The organism is Streptomyces rectiviolaceus (genome assembly GCF_039533825.1).
In the GTDB taxonomy this organism is placed as follows: Bacteria; Actinomycetota; Actinomycetes; order Streptomycetales; family Streptomycetaceae; genus Streptomyces; species Streptomyces rectiviolaceus.
This window is the reverse complement of record NZ_BAAAUG010000097.1, coordinates 38,321-53,385: the sequence shown is the minus strand read 5'-3', so window position 1 is coordinate 53,385 and position 15,065 is coordinate 38,321. Positions and strand designations below refer to the sequence as shown.

The following is a 15,065-nucleotide window of genomic DNA, read 5'->3' as shown; positions in this document are numbered from 1 at the left end:
CTACGTCGATGCGCGCCTGATCGGCGTCCACCTTCAGGAACACGTCGCCGACGCGCAGGGTCGCGCGCTCGGAATGGGCGACGACGACTTTGACCTCATCCATGGCGACCAGTATCCCGGGGGTGATCGTCGACGTCGCCAGGTTTATCGCGTGTGATCGCGCGGCTGACCTCGTCCCGCTACCCGGCGGTCTCGTGCACGACACACACCGTTCAGGGCGGGGGTGTTGGTAGCAATCCCACTCCCGTGCATTTGGGGAAGTTGCAGAAAACCTGGCCGTATTTGGGATATTCCGATGGCCGAGTAACGCGACAGCGGCCATCCGACGCAGACGTACACGGGCCCGCGCGACGATCCGGAATGCGTGACGCGGCAGGAGACTCTCCTGAGGGGAACCCACGAGAGTGTTTCTCTTTCCCCGGCCCGCAAAGTGACGCGTCAGATAGGACACCTGTGAGCAACATCGACCCGATGCCGGGCCACCACGCCTACGGCCAGTCCCCGCAGCCCCCACAGCCCCCACAGCGCCGTGAGCGGAACCAGGGCACCGCTCGGCGGGCGGCCCTGGCGATCCACACGATCGCTGACATCGCCGCCGTGTTCCTCGGCCTGTGGATCCTGCTCTACCTGCTCGAAGCCAACGAGACCAACGTCTTTGTCGAGTTTGTGCACGGAACGGCCGACTGGCTGGCCTGGTGGTCACAGGATGTCTTCACAATGGACACAGAAGGGCTTCGCATTCTCCTCAATTACGGTCTACCGGCTGTCATTTATCTGCTGGTCGGTCACGGGATCGCCGCCCGGCTCGGGCGGGCGTGACCGCTTTCGGATTTCCCTGTCCAGGCCGGGGCCCGGTAAGGCAGGTCAGAAGTGCGAAAGACACCGAGAAGAGGCAGCCCTGTGACACCCACCTCAGCAAAGAACGACGATCTGCCGGTCTACGAGAACCTGGTACGTGAACGCGGTGACGTCCTGGCGGAATCCCGTTTGGTAGCCGCACAGACGCTGCAGCAGGCGGCGCAAGCAGTCAACGGCTTCGGCGGGTTTCAGCCGTCCCCAGGTCCGGCCGCGCGCCCCACCGTGCCGGGCCGACCCGGCACGGGCGTCTAGTGGGTGTCTAGATGCCCAACCAGGAGCCCGGTCCGCCCACAGATGCTGCAGACGCGGGAACTTGTGGGCGGAGCGGGTCAGCAGGACGGCGGCGCCGTCCCGGTCGCTGACGCAGGTGGGGTTGTTCGGACGTAGGCGGCGGCGCGACCGGGGGCACCGGGGGCGGCCCAGGCGGTGGACCGCCGCGGGCTGCACGAGTACCCGTACTGGCGACTGATCTTCCTGATCAACGTTCCGGTCGGCCTGATCCTCTACTTCGCCGCCCGGAGGCTGCTGCCGGCGGTAGCCGGGGACAGGGCGACACGTCTGGATCTGCGGGGTACGGCAGCCCTGTCGGTCGCGTTGCTGCTGACCACCCTTCCGCTCATCGTCAGAAGGGAGCACGGATGGCCGGCGTGGACCTGGTGGTGCATGGCCGTGGGTGCCGTCGGATGCTGGCGGTTCATCCTGGTGGAACGCAAGGTGAAGTGGCAGGGCGGCAGCCCTCTGGTGGGCGTGAGTGTGCTCTCCAGGTCGGCCATGTACCGGGGCCTCACCGCCAATGTGCTGGGAGCGAGCACCAACTTCGCGTTGCTGTTCGTGATGGCGCTCTACCTGCAACAGGGGCTCGGCCTCTCGCCGTTGCACTCCGGCGCGGCGGTCATGGGGGGGCGTGGCCGGTCACCTTTGCCCTGGACGGACAGCTGTTCGGATGCTTCAAAGGGCCCCTCTCGCCCCGCCCGCTGCGCTCGCTGCCTTCTTGTCCGTGTGGAAGCCGTCCCGCGCCGCGGCCGCCGGGCGCCCGGAGCGCCAGGTACCCGTGGGGACGGTGTCAGGAGTGGCCGGTGCCGGCGGCCGGTCCTCGGACCAGCGCTGAACCTCGTCAAGTCACGTCTGCATGTGGTCGTGGTCAACACCGCGCGCGCTGGCATCATCGCCGAGGTCGCGTCGGCCCGGGCCGTACAGCGGTGGTCTCACGCTGAAGTTCGCTCAGGTGTGCGCGAGGCTGCCGTGATCGGCTGCGGGGCAGGCGCGGCTGCGGCGGCTCGGCGCCGCCGTCCCACCGACGCGATGACGCTGGTGAGCACGCCCGCGAGCAGGCCCCAGAACGCGGACCCGATGCCCAGCAGCGTCACGCCGGAAGCCGTGGCCAGGAAGGTGACAACGGCCGCCTCCCTGGACGCGGGGTCCGAGAGGGCACTGGCCAAGGACGCCTCGATCGTGGCGAGCAGGCCGACCCCGGCGACGGCCAGGACGAGCGCGTGCGGCATCGCGGTGAGCAGCGAGGCGACGGTCGCGCCGAGCAGGCCGACGCACAGGTAGAAGACGCCCGCCCACACGGCCGCAAGGTAGCGCCGCTCCCGGTCGGGGTGAGCCCCATCGCCGGTGCAGATCGCGGCGGTCATCGCCGCCAGGTTGATGCCGAACGCGCCGAACGGCGCGAGCACCGCCTGCACGGCACCCGTCCACGTCAGGACGGGCGAGAGCGGCACCTCGTAGCCGGAGGCGCGCAGCACGGCGACGCCGGGCAGGTTCTGCGAGGCCATGGTGACGACGAACAGCGGCACCCCGACGCTGATCAGTACCTTCCAGTCGAACTCGGGAGTCGTGAACACCGGCTGCGCGAGCGAGAGCCGGACGCGTTCCAGATGCCAGCCCCCGGTGAGGACGGAGGCGACGACCCCACCGCCGAGCGCGATGAGGACCGCGTAACGAGGCAGCAGCCGACGCGCGATGAGATACAGCACGAACACCGGAAACGCGATCGCGAAACTGCCGCTCATCTGGGAGAAGAGCCCCGTCCCGAACTCGAGCAGCACACCGCCGAGCAGCGCCGACGCCAGCGGCACCGGGATCCGGCCTATGATCCGCGCGAACCAACCCGTCAGACCGCTCACCATGATCAGTGCGGCGCTGAACACGAACGCGCCCACGGCCTTCTCCATGGACACCCCGCTCAGGCTGGTGGCCAGGAGCGCGGCTCCCGGCGTCGACCAGGAGGTGACGATCGGGGTCTTGTACCGCAGCGACAGACCCACGCAGGTCACGGCGATCCCGACGCCGAGCGCCAGCATCCATGAAGAGACCTCCCGCGCGTCCGCCCCCGCGGCCCGTGCCGCGGTGAACACGAGGGCAGCGGCACTGGTCACGCCGACGGTGACCGCGATGAGCCCCGCCGCCACGGCCGAGGGTGGTGCGGTGGCGCGTATGCGGGCGAGCGGGGACATGCGGGCATCACTTCCGGAGGGGGTGGTAGAGCGGGTTCGGAGCGTTCCGTAAACGGATCGTTCTGTTTGTGGAACACTAAGGACGCAGGTGGCGGCACGTCAAAGCGCCGGTGGGCGCAGACACGGACGGAACCGGGGACGGGGTCTCCCCTGTTCGAACGGAGTTGAGAACTTGGGGAAGGGTCTGAACGACGAGGTGGGGCGCAGGCTGAAGCGACTGCGCCAGGACGACGGCCTGTCCCTGTCGGAGCTCTCGCGCCGCTCGGGCGTCGGCAAGGGCACGCTCTCGGAGCTCGAGACTGGCCGGCGCAACCCCACCCTGGAAACGCTCTACGCCCTGACCACCACGCTCGGCCGCCCGCTCAGCGCGGTCCTCGACGACCCGGCGCCCGGCGTCGCGGCGGGCACGGGCGGAGTCTCCGGCAGCGCCGTCACCGCGGTTCTCCTGGAGCGGTACGAGGACCAGGGCGCGGCCACCGACGTCTTCCGCGTCACCATCACCGGGGGCGCGACCCAGGAGTCGGCCGCGCATGTCCCGCACACCACGGAGAGCCTGATGGTGCTCTCCGGAACGGCGGTCGTCGGCCTGCCGGGCGCACCGCAGACGGCCGGGCCCGGCGGCCACGCCCACTGGCCGGCCGACGTCCCCCACTTCTACAGCGCACCGGACGGCGAGGTCCATGGCGTCCTCTTCGTCCGGTACCCGAAAGGCCCGCACGCGGAACTGGGCCCGGAAGCCGACCCGGCATGACAGCTTCCGGTCAAGCTGTGAGCCTCAGTGGAGGGTCACTCGTCGAAAACCCCCAGCCGGTGCGCGATGGCCGCGGCCTCCCCTCGGCCTGAAACACCCAGCTTGGCCAGGATGTTGGAGACATGCACGCTCGCCGTCTTCGGCGAGATGAACAGCTCCTGCGCGATTTCCCGGTTGCTCCGCCCGGCGGCGACCAGCCGCAGCACGTCCCGCTCCCGGGCGGTCAGCCCCAGCGCCGCAGCCGGCTCCGGGGGTGGGGCCGTCTCCCGATCTCCCTGCCGCAGCGGGATCCGGGCGCGGCCGGCCAGCGTGGTGATCTCCGTCCCGAGCGGCGTCGCGCCAAGGTCGCGCGCCACCGCCTCGGCCTGGCGCAGCAATTCACCGGCCGCTTCGCGGGACCCGGTGCCGCCGTGGGTGATCAGGGCCTCCGCGAGCCGCAACCGGGCGGTGGCAAGCATCACGGGGGCCTCCAACTGCTCAGCGGCGGCGACGGCCTCCGTCCAGCGGGCGCTGGTGTCCCGGCCCTCGGCGGTGAGTAGTTCGGCCTCGGTCATCAGGGACAGCACGGCCCACAGCGGTGCGAATTCGGGCTGCCCCTGCATCGCCTCGCGGATCTGCTCCAGCGCCGCCTCGCGCCCCAGCTCGGCCACCGCGTGCCCGCGGGCCCGCGCCTCCGCCGCCGCGGCCTCGTACAGCAGCGGCCAGCCGTAGCGTTGGTGGCCGGGGGCGATGGCCTCGCCGACCGCCGCATCGAGCAGGGAGCGGACGTCGAGGATCCGGCCGTCGGCAGCCGCAAGGGCGATGGCGACCCGGGCCATGGCCAGGCTGTGCTGCGGCTCCGGGTAACGGCCGGAGGTCCAGCTGTCGGACTCCTCCATCAGCCGCCGGGCTTCGTCGTAGGCGCCCCGGGCCAGGGCCAGTTCCGCCCGCTGCCCGGCGATCTGCCCCTGGGTGCGGAGGCTCGCCCCGCGGCGGCCGCCGGCCCGGTCGAGCACCGCGTCGGCGTCGGCCCAGCGGCCGAGCTGGGTGAGGGACTCGGCGAGGTTGGCGTCGATGAACGAGGCGGTGTCCGGCAGCCCGTGCCGCTCGGCAAGGCCGCCGCCCTCCTCGGCGACCTCGACGGCCTCCGTGTAGCGGCCGATGCCGTGCAGCGCCGTGGACAGGTTGCCGCGGCCTTGCAGCAGGACCCTGGCGTTGCCCGGTTCGAGGTCACGGGCGCACACGTCGCGAGCCTGCTCGAGTCCGGCCTCGACGTCTCCCAAGTTGATGGTGAGCCAGGCCAGGTTGAGCCGCGCGGCAAGGCCGGTGTTCTCGGCGCCCGTCATCCGGCAGAGTTCCACCGCCTGTTCGGCGGTCTCGACCGCCTTCGGCCCGGGCTGGTGCACGGCGTACCAGTGCGCCGCGTGCGTCAGCACATCGGCGTGTACGACGGACGGCGCGAGGCCCTTGAGCAGCTTCTGGGCCTGGACGATCTCGTCCCAGCCGTCGGAACGGGAGAGGTCGCGCACGAGTTGATAGCGCTCGGCCCAGAACCAGGCCGCTCGCAGCGGGTCGCCTTCCAGTTTGCGCAACGCCCGGTTGCAGAGGGCGAGCGACCGTTCCCGCTCTCCCGTGAGGCGCGCGGCAACGGTCATCGCGGCGAGCAGGTCCACGAAGTCCCCGGGCATGTCCGGGGAGATGGCCGGACTCAGGCCGTCATCGACGCCCTGCCGCATCGCCTTGCGACGCAGCTCCTCGGGGGCGTCGTCCCACACCTCCAGTGCCCGCTCGAGCAGTTGGTGCTGCTCGGCGAACGCGTGCCGGCCACGGGCGGCGGCCGCCGCCGCGATCATGGCGGGCAGCGCCCTGGCGGGGTCGCGGGCGTCGAACCAGTAACCGGCAAGGCGCCCGGCCCGCTCCTCGGACCGTACGAGCGTCGGATCGGCCTCCAGCGCCTCCGCATAGCGCCGGCTGAGCCGGGAGCGCTCGCCGGGCAGCAGGTCGCCGGCCACGGCCTCGCGCATCAGGGCGTGCCGAAAGCGGAAGGACTCACCCTCATGGGAGGGCTGCAGGACGGCGGCGCCGACAGCGGTACGCAGGGTCTCGATCAGCTCGTCATCGGCGAGGCCCGTGACGGCGGCAAGGAGGGGGAACTCCACCTCGGATCCGCCCTCGGCGGCGATCCGCGCCACGCGCTGCACCTCGTCCGGCAGTGCCTCGATCCGGACCAGCAACAGGTCGCGCAGGGATTCGCTGATACCGCCCGGGGAGCCTTCGACGATGCTGCGGGACAGCTCCTCGACGAAGAACGCGTTGCCCTCGGAGCGTTCGAAGACCCGGTCGAGGAGCTGCTCGGGCGGGGCATCGCCGCGAATGGCGGTGAGCTGGCGGCGGACTTCGGTGCGGTCGAAGCGGGACAGTACGAGGCTGGTGACGGTGCGCAGCCGCTCGTACTCGGCGAGGGCGGGGCGCAATGGGTGACGGCGGTGCAGGTCATCGGCACGGTAGGTGGCGACGATGAGCAGGCGGCTGTCGGTGACGGCGCGCAGCAGAAAGCTGAGCAGCTCGCGGGTGGAGCGGTCGGCCCAGTGCAGGTCCTCCAGGGCCAGGACGAGGGTCCGGTCCGCGGCGAGGCGCTCAAGGAGGCGGACGGTGAGCTCGAAGAGCCTGGCACGGCCGTCGGTTTCGGGGAGGCCCCGGTCCATCTCACCGAGCTCGGGCAGCAGCCGGGCGAGTTCGCCCTCCTGACCGGCGACGGCGGCGTGGAGTTCCGCGCCGAGCTGGCGTCGCAGGGAGCGCAGGGCGGTGGAGACGGGGTGGTACGGCAGGGCGTCGGCGCCGGTCTCGACGCAGCCGCCCAGGGCGACGACGGCCCCGCCCGCTGCGGCCCGGCCGAGAAACTCCTCCAGGAGCCGGGTCTTGCCGACGCCGGCCTCACCGCCGACGACCAGAGCGCAGGGCTCCCCGGCGTCCGCCCGGGACAGGGCCTCGCCGAGGGCGGCCAGTTCGGCGCTGCGGCCCACGAAGAAGGGGCTTATGTGACTGCTTTGCACGGTGCCGAGCATTGCATGACGTACGAGGTCAGGGACAGCGGATGCGATTTCGGTATCGATACCGGTCTCGGTCTCGGCGGGGGCCGCTTCTGCCGGGCGCCCGGCCAGGCGACGCCCTTGCTCGCTCACGCGGTGCGGACGTAGCGCTTGCGGCTGTCGGCGCCGGAGGGTCTCTCGGCGGCGGATGCCCTGTCGGCGCCAGTACGCGCTGCCTTCGCGGCCTGCTTGGCCTCGCGGATCACACGGCGCCGCGCCGCGCGGGCGAGGATCTCCGCCTGGCGAGCGCTCTGGAACTCGTGATGCATCATGACGGCCTCCCTGGACGAGCTGGTCTCTAGCTGCGCTTCCAGCGTCGTCTCCCAGGTGAGGGCGCCACATCGGGAGGCTTGCGCATCTTGCCGCACGGAGGCGTGCCTTAGGCCTGGAGCAAGGGGGCCTTAGGCCGGGCTCCCAGCCCCCGCATCCTCGTCGTCCCTGCGGCCTTGGCGGACCGTGCCCAGCATGGCGTGCGGGTCAGCCGCCCTGACCGGCGCTTCCGATCGGGCCGACCTTCACGGGGGATCCGGCGCCGTCGGTGACGGGCAGCGTGGCGGCGCCCGGCCAGTCGAGGGTGACCGACTTCGTCTCGTCCGGCGGGGTCACCAGCAGCCCCGTGACACGGACACCGGAGCCGCCCGAGTCGTTCATCGGGTAGTTGATGCCGAAGGAGACCGACTCACCGTCCTTGAGAGTGCCCGGGGTGGCCTGCTCACCAGTGCGCTTCGCGGACAGCGACCCCTGGCTGGTCTTCAGGTCGACACCCGCATACCCGGATATCGCGCAGTCCCGGCCGCCGCCGTTCTTCAACGTCACCGCGACTGTGCCATCGGCGTCGCCATCGATGGTGCTGTCCATCGCCGTGATCTCCAGCTCGTCGGTGCGGCACTTGCCGACCTTGCCGTTCTCGTTGGAGCCGGTCCCGGCGGCCGTGCCCTGCCCGCCGGAGCTCTTCCCGGCAGAGTCCTCCCCGCCGCCCTGATCCGAACCGCCCGAGCCCGAACCGCCGCCCGACGAGGACGCGGTGGAAGCGGACGACGGGTCGCTCTGTCCCGTGGCGTCGTCGTCGTTGCAGGCGGTGAGCGAGAGACTCGCGGCAACGGCGAGGGCGGCGAAGGTGAGCTTGTGAACGCGCATCGTTTCTTCCTAAGCATCGGTCGGGGGTGCCGGTTCCTCGGTACGAGTCGGTACGAGGCGGCACGAGGGCGTTTCTGACCACCAGGACCCGCCCGGCCCGGCGAACCGTTCCGCCCAACCACCCCCTAATACATTCCTGTTACACGCACAGCCGGGCGCGACGCGCACCACCACCGGCCAACCCGTACGACGGTGGATCATCAGGGCACACAATCGACCGGGCGGCGTACCCCGACCCGCTGTCGGAGTACGCCGCCGTGGAGCGGGACGAGCTGCGAGAGCGGCCCTCGCGCCTACTTCGGGTCGCGGTTGAACTGCGCCATCGACCAGCGGTAGCCAAGTGCGATCAGGCCGACGCACCAGGCGAGGGCGATCCAGCCGTTGTTGCCGATCTCAGTGCCGAGCAGCAGACCACGCAGGGTCTCGATGGCCGGCGTGAAGGGCTGGTATTCGGCGATCGGCTGGAACCAGCCGGGCATGGTGCCGGCCGGGATGAAGGCGCTGGAGATGAGCGGCAGCAGGATCAACGGCTGGGCACTGTTGGCGGCTGCCTCGGCGTTCGGGCTTGCCATCCCCATCCCGACCGCGATCCAGGTGAGCGCCACGGCGAACAGCGCGAGCAGCCCGAACGCCGCGAGCCACTCCAGGACCGTGGCATCCATGGACCGGAAACCGATGGCCGCGGCGACGGCACCGACGAGGACCACGCTGGCCAGGCACTGCAGCACGCTGCCGACGACGTGCCCGATCATCATGGAGCCGCGGTAGATCTTCATCGTGCGGAAGCGGGCGATGAGGCCTTCGTTCATGTCCGTGGAGACGTACACGGCGGCCCCGATCACGGTACTGCCGATCGTCATCATCAGAATGCCGGGAACGATGTAGGCGATGTAGTCGGAGCGATCCGCTCCACCGCCACCGATGCCCGCGCTCATGACATCTCCGAAGATGTAGACGAAGAGCAGCAGCATCATGATCGGCGCGAGCAGCAGATTCAGGGTTCCGGACGGATAGCGCCACGCGTGAAGCAGATTGCGGCGCAGCATCGTGTTCGAGTCGCGGACAGCGAGGGAGAGGGAACTCATCGGACGTTCTCCTTGGTCTGGCTGAGGACGTTGGCCGGGCAGGTGAGGGCGAAGAACACGTCGTCGAGATCCGGGGTGTGCACGGTCAGCTCGTCGGCCTCGATGCCCTCCGAGTCGAGCCAGTCGAGGATGGAGCGCAGCTCGCGCTGGCTGCCGTCGCTGGGGACGGACAGGGCCAGCGCCTCGTCGTCCCGTGCCGCCTCGCGCAGTGCGGTGGCGGCGGAGGCGTACGCGTCCGGGTCGGTGAAGCGGAGGCGGATGTGTCCGCCGGGGATGAGGCGTTTGAGTTCCTCGGCTGTGCCTTCGGCGGCGATCTTGCCGTCGTTGAGTACGGCGATGCGGTCGGCGAGTTCGTCGGCCTCTTCGAGGTACTGGGTGGTGAGGAAGACGGTCACTCCGTCGGAGACGAGCTCGCGGATGATGGCCCACATGTTGTGGCGGGAGCGCGGGTCGAGGCCGGTGGTGGGCTCGTCGAGGAAGATGATCCGTGGGTTGCCGACCAGCGTCATGGCGATGTCCAGGCGGCGTTTCATGCCGCCGGAGTAGGTGGAGGCGGGCTTCTTCGCTGCCTCCACCAGGTCGAAGCGCTCCAGGAGTTCGGCGGCGACCCGGCGGCCTTCCTGCTTCGGCAGGTGGTGCAGGTCGGCCATGAGGAGCATGTTCTCCTCGCCAGTGATCAGGCCGTCGACCGCGGAGAACTGACCGGTCACCCCGATCGCCGCGCGGACCGCCTGCGGGTTGGTGGCCAGGTCGTGGCCGCCGACGTGCAAGGCGCCGGCGTCTGCGGTGACAAGCGTGGAGAGGATCTTCACTGCCGTGGTCTTACCGGCTCCGTTCGGCCCCAGCAGAGCGAACACAGACCCGGCAGGAATGCGCAGATCGATGCCGTCGAGTACGACCTTGTCGCCGTACGACTTGCGCAGACCGACGGCGGACACTGCGGCCGACAGCGGTTGACCGTCGCCCTGCCTGGACGCGGGCATAACAGAATGGAGCATGGGGCCCTCCCGTTCGTGGGGTGAAGTAGCAAGGAGATCGCGTGAGTTGAGGCTGATGCGGAAGGTGAGGGCGCTCAGAACGCGGTGGCATCATGCGGACACAATGGGGGTGTCCGTTCAATGAACTGATGGGTGATCAGGCGGCGCCTGGGTGATCAGGCGGCGCAGTGCAGCGCCAATTTCGCGCACTGGATCACCAGACCGTTGGGACATCAGGCGACAACGCCCGCCCACCCCAGGGTCCTTGGCGCAGCAGTTCGGGGTCGCCTTCGCGTACGACGAGATCGGTGGCCGCGCCGTCGCGCAAGAGGTGAGTGATGCCCTCGGCCACCAACACCGGCGAAACGGTGACGTTCATCTTGAGCTCCTTCCGCGCAGCCGACTGCCATCCGGGTCAAGCATCGGCACTGCGGGAAGGTGGATCAACGACGTATCTTGCAACCGTAGTTAACACAGAGGTTCACGAATCGGGGGCGGGAAGCGTGGAGTTGCGGGAGATCGAGATCTTCCTGGCCTTGGCGGAGGAGCTGCATTTCGGCCGGACGGCGGACCGGTTGCACGTCACTCCGGCCCGCGTCAGTCAGGCCATCAAGAAGCAGGAACGTGCCATCGGCGCCGAACTGTTCAAGCGGACCAGCCGCAACGTCCAACTGACACCCGTCGGCGCTCAGTTGCGGGACGGACTCATGGCCGGCTACCAGCAGATCCAGGAGGCGCTGGCCACCGCGACCGCCGCAGGACAGGGCATCACCGGGGAATTCCACGTCGGCTACGCCACCGCGTGGTGCGGCGATCTCATAGTGGCGGCCGCCGACACCTTCCGCGCCCGCCACCCCGACTGCCTGATCCACATCTACGAGTCCCCCATGCTCGACCCGCTCGGACCGTTGCGCGACGGCAGCCGCGATCTCCAGCTGGTAGAGCTGCCGATCGACGAGCCCGACATCGTCAACGGCCCGGTGCTCTTCTCCGAGCCGCGCGCACTCATCGTCCCTGCCGACCACCCGCTCGCCGAGCGGGAGACCGTCTCCGTGGAGGATCTCGCCGAGGCCCCACTGGTCAGCATCACCGGACAGCCCCAGTACTTCCTCGACCTTCACTACCCCCAGCGCACGCCGAAGGGCCGCCCCATACCGCGCGGCCCGTCGACCACCGCCTGGCAGGAAGTGCTCGCCCTGGTCGGCGCGGGCAAAGGAATCTCCCCCACCTCCGCACGCGCGGCGCACTACTACTCCCGCCCGGACATCGTCTACGTCCCCTTCCGCGACGCACCGCCGGTGGAATACGGCCTCCTGTGGTCGGCCACCGGGAACATCCCCAAGGTGCGCGCGTTCGTCCAGACCGTCCTCGAAACGGCCGGCCAGGAGACGGCCGCGGTCCGGCGTTGAAGGCTGGGCATCTCACCGACTCGGTGAATGCTCAGTCGAGACAGAACTCGTTGCCCTCGATGTCCTGCATCACGAGGCACGACTCGTTGTCGTCATCGGCAAGCAGCAGTCGCCCGCGTACCGCTCCGAGCGGGATCAGTCGTGCGCACTCGGCCTCAAGTGCGGCCAGGCGCTCTTCACCCACGAGCCCGGTGCCGACCCGCACGTCAAGATGCAGCCGATTCTTGACGACCTTGCCTTCGGGGACGCGCTGGAAATACATTCGCGGGCCCACACCTGAGGGATCCATGCAGACGAACCCTGAATCCCGGTCCTCAGGCGGCAGCGAGCGATTGAAATCGTCCCAAGTAGCAAACCCCTCCGGTGGCGGCGGTACCACGTACCCCAACACCTCGCACCAGAAGCGAGCCACGCGCTCAGGTTCTGCGCAGTCGAAGGTGACTTGGAACTGCTTGATCTTGGTCGATGACATCGGCGCACCATAGCAGGGGGACTCTGTTGCTCATTTCCCCCCGCTGGTCCCCCCTGAAGTGGGCGATCCAGGGCCCCCTGTCCGGCGTAGCATCAGAAGGACAACGACATCCTTGGCCGGTCTGCGGCTCGGCGTCCCCCTGATCGCTCTCCGACCTGCGACGGGAAGGAGACGGCGGTGACCACGCACACGACCAACCCCGCGAAGCAGGAAGAGTTCGCCGGCCGGATGGTGCAGGTGCTGAATGACGCCTGTCTGGGACATCTGTGCAGCCTGGGGCACCGGGCGCGACTGTTCGACACGATGGCGGGACTGCCTCCCTCCACGAGCGACCAGATCGCCGTGACCACCGGCCTCGATGAGCGATACGTACGCGAGTGGCTCGGCGGGATGACCGTGGGCGGGATCGTCGAGTACACCCCTGAGGACGGCACCTACCGGCTGCCGCCCGAGCACGCAGCCTCGCTCACCCGGGCCGCCGGACCCGACAACTTGGCGTCCTTCATGCAAGACCTCGCGCTGATCGGAATCGTCGAGGACGAGGTCTTCCAGGCGTTCCGGGAAGGCGGCGGCGTCCCGTACTCGTCCTATCCCCGCTTCCAGGAACTCCAGGCCGAGGAGACGGCAAGGGTGTACGACGCCGCCTTGATCGATGCCGTCATTCCTCTGGCACCCGGCCTCACCGAGCGCCTGCGTGAGGGAATCGACTCTCTGGACATCGGCACCGGGCAGGGACATGCGGTCAACCTCTTGGCGAAAGCCTTCCCCAACAGCAGATTCCGCGGCGTGGACATTTCGGAGACGGGCATCGCGGCGGCGCGGCGGGAGGCGGAAGGCCTGGGGTTGCAGAACGTCCGGTTCGACGTGAGCGACACGGCCGAGGTGTCCGGCGACTATGACCTGATCACGGCATTCGACGTGATCCACGACCTGGCGCGTCCCGCGCAGGTCCTTGCCTCCGTCGCAGCCGCGCTACGGGACAACGGAACGTTCCTCATGGGAGACATCGACGCCTCCAGCAAACTGGAGGAGAACCTCGACCACCCGCTGGGCCCCGCGCTCTACACCTTCTCCGTCTTCTACTGCATGACGGTCTCCCTCGGAGAAGGCGGCGCCGGACTCGGCACGGTGTGGGGCAGGCAGACCGCCCAACGCATGCTCGCCGAGGTCGGATTCGACGATGTCACCGTGCGGCAGGTCGACGGCGACATCCTCAACGTGTATTACGTGGCACGGAAGAAGCGCTGAACGCAGGCGTTCCGGTCCTGCCCGAGGGCCTCCGGTCTGTCCCCGCGGCGCGGGCGCTGAATCCGAGGCTCGACCTCGCCCACGCACCGCTACCGCCAGTGGCGCGACCGGCGCCCGCGGCACCGGACAGCGCCTGATCACGGGCGAGCGGTATCCGCGCTCGGCGGGGCGGCGCCTGCCTCCCTGCCTGGGCGCGCGCGACAAGCGTGACGTACCGGTTCAGACTTGCTGTAGAGGGCAGCTCTCTTCTTCACCCCCGTCCGCTGAGGGGTTTCCGTGCTCGATGTGCCGGTGTGGCTTTGGGCGGCGTTCGCCGTCACTGTGGTCGTGTCGCTGGCCGTGGACCTGCTGGCGCATCGGGAAGCGCATGTCATCGGGTTCAAGGAAGCCGCCGCGTGGAGCGGCGTGTGGATCAGTCTCGCCCTCATCTTCGGCGCGGTCGTCTTCCTGGTGCTTGGCACGACTCCAGGAGTGGAATACACGACGGCGTGGCTGCTGGAGAAGAGCCTGTCGGTCGACAATCTGTTCGTTTTCGCGCTGATCTTCGCCTACTTCAGGGTGCCCCGCGCCTACCAGCACCGCGTGCTGTTCTTCGGCGTCATGGGCGCCCTGGTGTTCCGAGGCATCTTCCTGGCTGCCGGAGTGGCCGTGGTCAGTCGCTTCACCGCGGTGCTTTTCGCCTTCGCGGCGATCCTCTTCTACAGCACGTACAAGATCCTCAAGGAGGAAGAGGACAGCTTCGACCCGGGCAAGAGTTTCGCCGTCCGGCTGCTGCGCAAGGTCATGCCGGTTCGGGACGAGTACGCCGGGATGAAGTTCTTCGTCAAGGAGGCCGGCAAGCGGGTCGCGACCCCGCTGCTCGCGGTCGTCGCCGCGATCGAGGCAGCCGACCTGATCTTCGCCGTGGACAGCGTGCCCGCCGTGCTCGCGGTCAGCGACGACGCGTTCATCGTCTACACCAGCAACGCGTTCGCCATCCTCGGCCTTCGCGCCCTGTATTTCCTGCTCGCCGGGCTGCTCGACCGGTTCCACTACCTCAGCAAAGGGCTTGCCCTGATCCTGTCCTTCATCGGCGTAAAGCTGATCCTTCAGGCCTCCCACAAGCTGATCAGCACCAGCATCCCGGAGATCCCTTCGCCGGTCAGCCTGGCAGTCATCGTCACAGTTCTGGCCGCGTCCGTCGCGCTCAGCGTTCGACACCCGGATGAACAACCCCCGCCTCAGCAGCCGCGGGAGCCCGACGACCCGCCACAGGCCAGCTGACCGCTCACCCCACCGGATCCGCCAGGGATCGGCTCGACGCCCCATTAGGCCCTATTTTGTAAACTTAACCCCATATAAGTGCAAAATAACCGTATGCTGATTCCATGAGCAGCGGCGAGAGTGCGACGGCAGCGCAGGCCGGACATGTCTGCCCCGCCTGCAAGAAACCTGTGGCCGCGGAGGTCACACGACACAAGACGATGGGGATCTTCGTTCCTCTATGGAAGTCGGGCCCCTGCCACAACCCGAGCTGCCCGAACTACGTGCAAGGGCAGAAGACCCCGACGAGCGAGGGAGCGAAACCGTAACGGCGTGCCCTGAGCCCGGTGCATGGGCGG

Annotated in this window: 14 protein-coding genes and 1 pseudogene; 6 read left to right on the top strand and 9 right to left on the bottom strand. The window is 69.0% G+C overall.

The features are described from left to right. Positions 1–103 (bottom strand): annotated as a pseudogene (locus ABD378_RS26820) (aminoglycoside phosphotransferase family protein); the annotation flags it as partial. Positions 104–453: 350 nt separating this feature from the next. Between ABD378_RS26820 and ABD378_RS26815 the strand changes: the two are divergent. Together ABD378_RS26815 and ABD378_RS26810 are read left to right on the top strand one after the other, a co-directional pair. Continuing rightward, positions 454–819 (top strand): hypothetical protein, encoded by a 366-nt coding sequence (locus tag ABD378_RS26815; RefSeq protein ID WP_386542796.1) that lies wholly within the window; start codon positions 454–456, stop codon positions 817–819. Positions 820–900: 81 nt separating this feature from the next. Further along, positions 901–1,110 carry a hypothetical protein gene (locus ABD378_RS26810; protein ID WP_344524629.1) on the top strand — a complete coding sequence of 70 codons (210 nt, stop codon included), beginning with the start codon at positions 901–903 and terminating at the stop codon, positions 1,108–1,110. 953 nt (positions 1,111–2,063) lie between these two features. On the opposite strand, the gene ABD378_RS26805 is transcribed toward ABD378_RS26810, so the two are convergent. Beyond that, on the bottom strand, positions 2,064–3,317 hold the full coding sequence (locus ABD378_RS26805) for a benzoate/H(+) symporter BenE family transporter (RefSeq protein WP_344524627.1): 1,254 nt from the start codon (positions 3,315–3,317) through the stop codon (positions 2,064–2,066). Between the two features lie 172 nt (positions 3,318–3,489). Here ABD378_RS26805 and ABD378_RS26800 point away from each other — a divergent pair, with 172 nt between their 5' ends. Next, positions 3,490–4,068: a helix-turn-helix domain-containing protein gene (locus ABD378_RS26800; protein ID WP_344524625.1), complete on the top strand. Its 579-nt coding sequence runs from the start codon at positions 3,490–3,492 to the stop codon at positions 4,066–4,068. 35 nt (positions 4,069–4,103) lie between these two features. On the opposite strand, the gene ABD378_RS26795 is transcribed toward ABD378_RS26800, so the two are convergent. The 6 genes from ABD378_RS26795 to ABD378_RS26770 all read right to left on the bottom strand — a co-directional run bounded on the left by ABD378_RS26795 (position 4,104) and on the right by ABD378_RS26770 (position 10,714). Further along, positions 4,104–7,112, bottom strand: coding sequence for a helix-turn-helix transcriptional regulator (locus tag ABD378_RS26795; RefSeq protein ID WP_425583865.1), 3,009 nt, complete (start codon positions 7,110–7,112; stop codon positions 4,104–4,106). Positions 7,113–7,225: 113 nt separating this feature from the next. Further along, positions 7,226–7,408, bottom strand: coding sequence for a hypothetical protein (locus tag ABD378_RS26790; RefSeq protein ID WP_344524621.1), 183 nt, complete (start codon positions 7,406–7,408; stop codon positions 7,226–7,228). Positions 7,409–7,613: 205 nt separating this feature from the next. Beyond that, on the bottom strand, positions 7,614–8,273 hold the full coding sequence (locus ABD378_RS26785) for a DUF4232 domain-containing protein (protein WP_344524619.1): 660 nt from the start codon (positions 8,271–8,273) through the stop codon (positions 7,614–7,616). Between the two features lie 293 nt (positions 8,274–8,566). Further along, a complete protein-coding gene (locus ABD378_RS26780) occupies positions 8,567–9,358 on the bottom strand; it encodes an ABC transporter permease (RefSeq protein ID WP_344524617.1) in 792 nt (263 codons plus the stop codon). After that, positions 9,355–10,341 (bottom strand): ATP-binding cassette domain-containing protein, encoded by a 987-nt coding sequence (locus ABD378_RS26775; protein WP_386546523.1) that lies wholly within the window; start codon positions 10,339–10,341, stop codon positions 9,355–9,357. The genes ABD378_RS26780 and ABD378_RS26775 overlap by 4 nt, the downstream gene beginning before the upstream one ends. Before the next feature lie 208 nt (positions 10,342–10,549). Next, positions 10,550–10,714, bottom strand: a complete 165-nt coding sequence (locus ABD378_RS26770) for a hypothetical protein (protein WP_344524613.1) — start codon at positions 10,712–10,714, stop codon at positions 10,550–10,552. Positions 10,715–10,838: 124 nt separating this feature from the next. Here ABD378_RS26770 and ABD378_RS26765 point away from each other — a divergent pair, with 124 nt between their 5' ends. After that, positions 10,839–11,744, top strand: a complete 906-nt coding sequence (locus ABD378_RS26765) for a LysR family transcriptional regulator (protein ID WP_344524611.1) — start codon at positions 10,839–10,841, stop codon at positions 11,742–11,744. A 31-nt stretch (positions 11,745–11,775) separates the two neighbouring features. Here the strand turns inward: ABD378_RS26765 and ABD378_RS26760 are convergent, their stop codons facing one another. Further along, entirely contained in the window at positions 11,776–12,216 is a 441-nt protein-coding gene (locus ABD378_RS26760) for a VOC family protein (protein WP_344524609.1), read from the bottom strand. A gap of 228 nt (positions 12,217–12,444) precedes the next feature. Here ABD378_RS26760 and ABD378_RS26755 point away from each other — a divergent pair, with 228 nt between their 5' ends. Continuing rightward, positions 12,445–13,464: a class I SAM-dependent methyltransferase gene (locus tag ABD378_RS26755; protein ID WP_344524635.1), complete on the top strand. Its 1,020-nt coding sequence runs from the start codon at positions 12,445–12,447 to the stop codon at positions 13,462–13,464. 276 nt (positions 13,465–13,740) lie between these two features. Continuing rightward, a complete protein-coding gene (locus tag ABD378_RS26750; RefSeq protein ID WP_344524607.1) occupies positions 13,741–14,727 on the top strand; it encodes a TerC family protein in 987 nt (328 codons plus the stop codon). Positions 14,728–15,065: the final 338 nt, after the last annotated feature.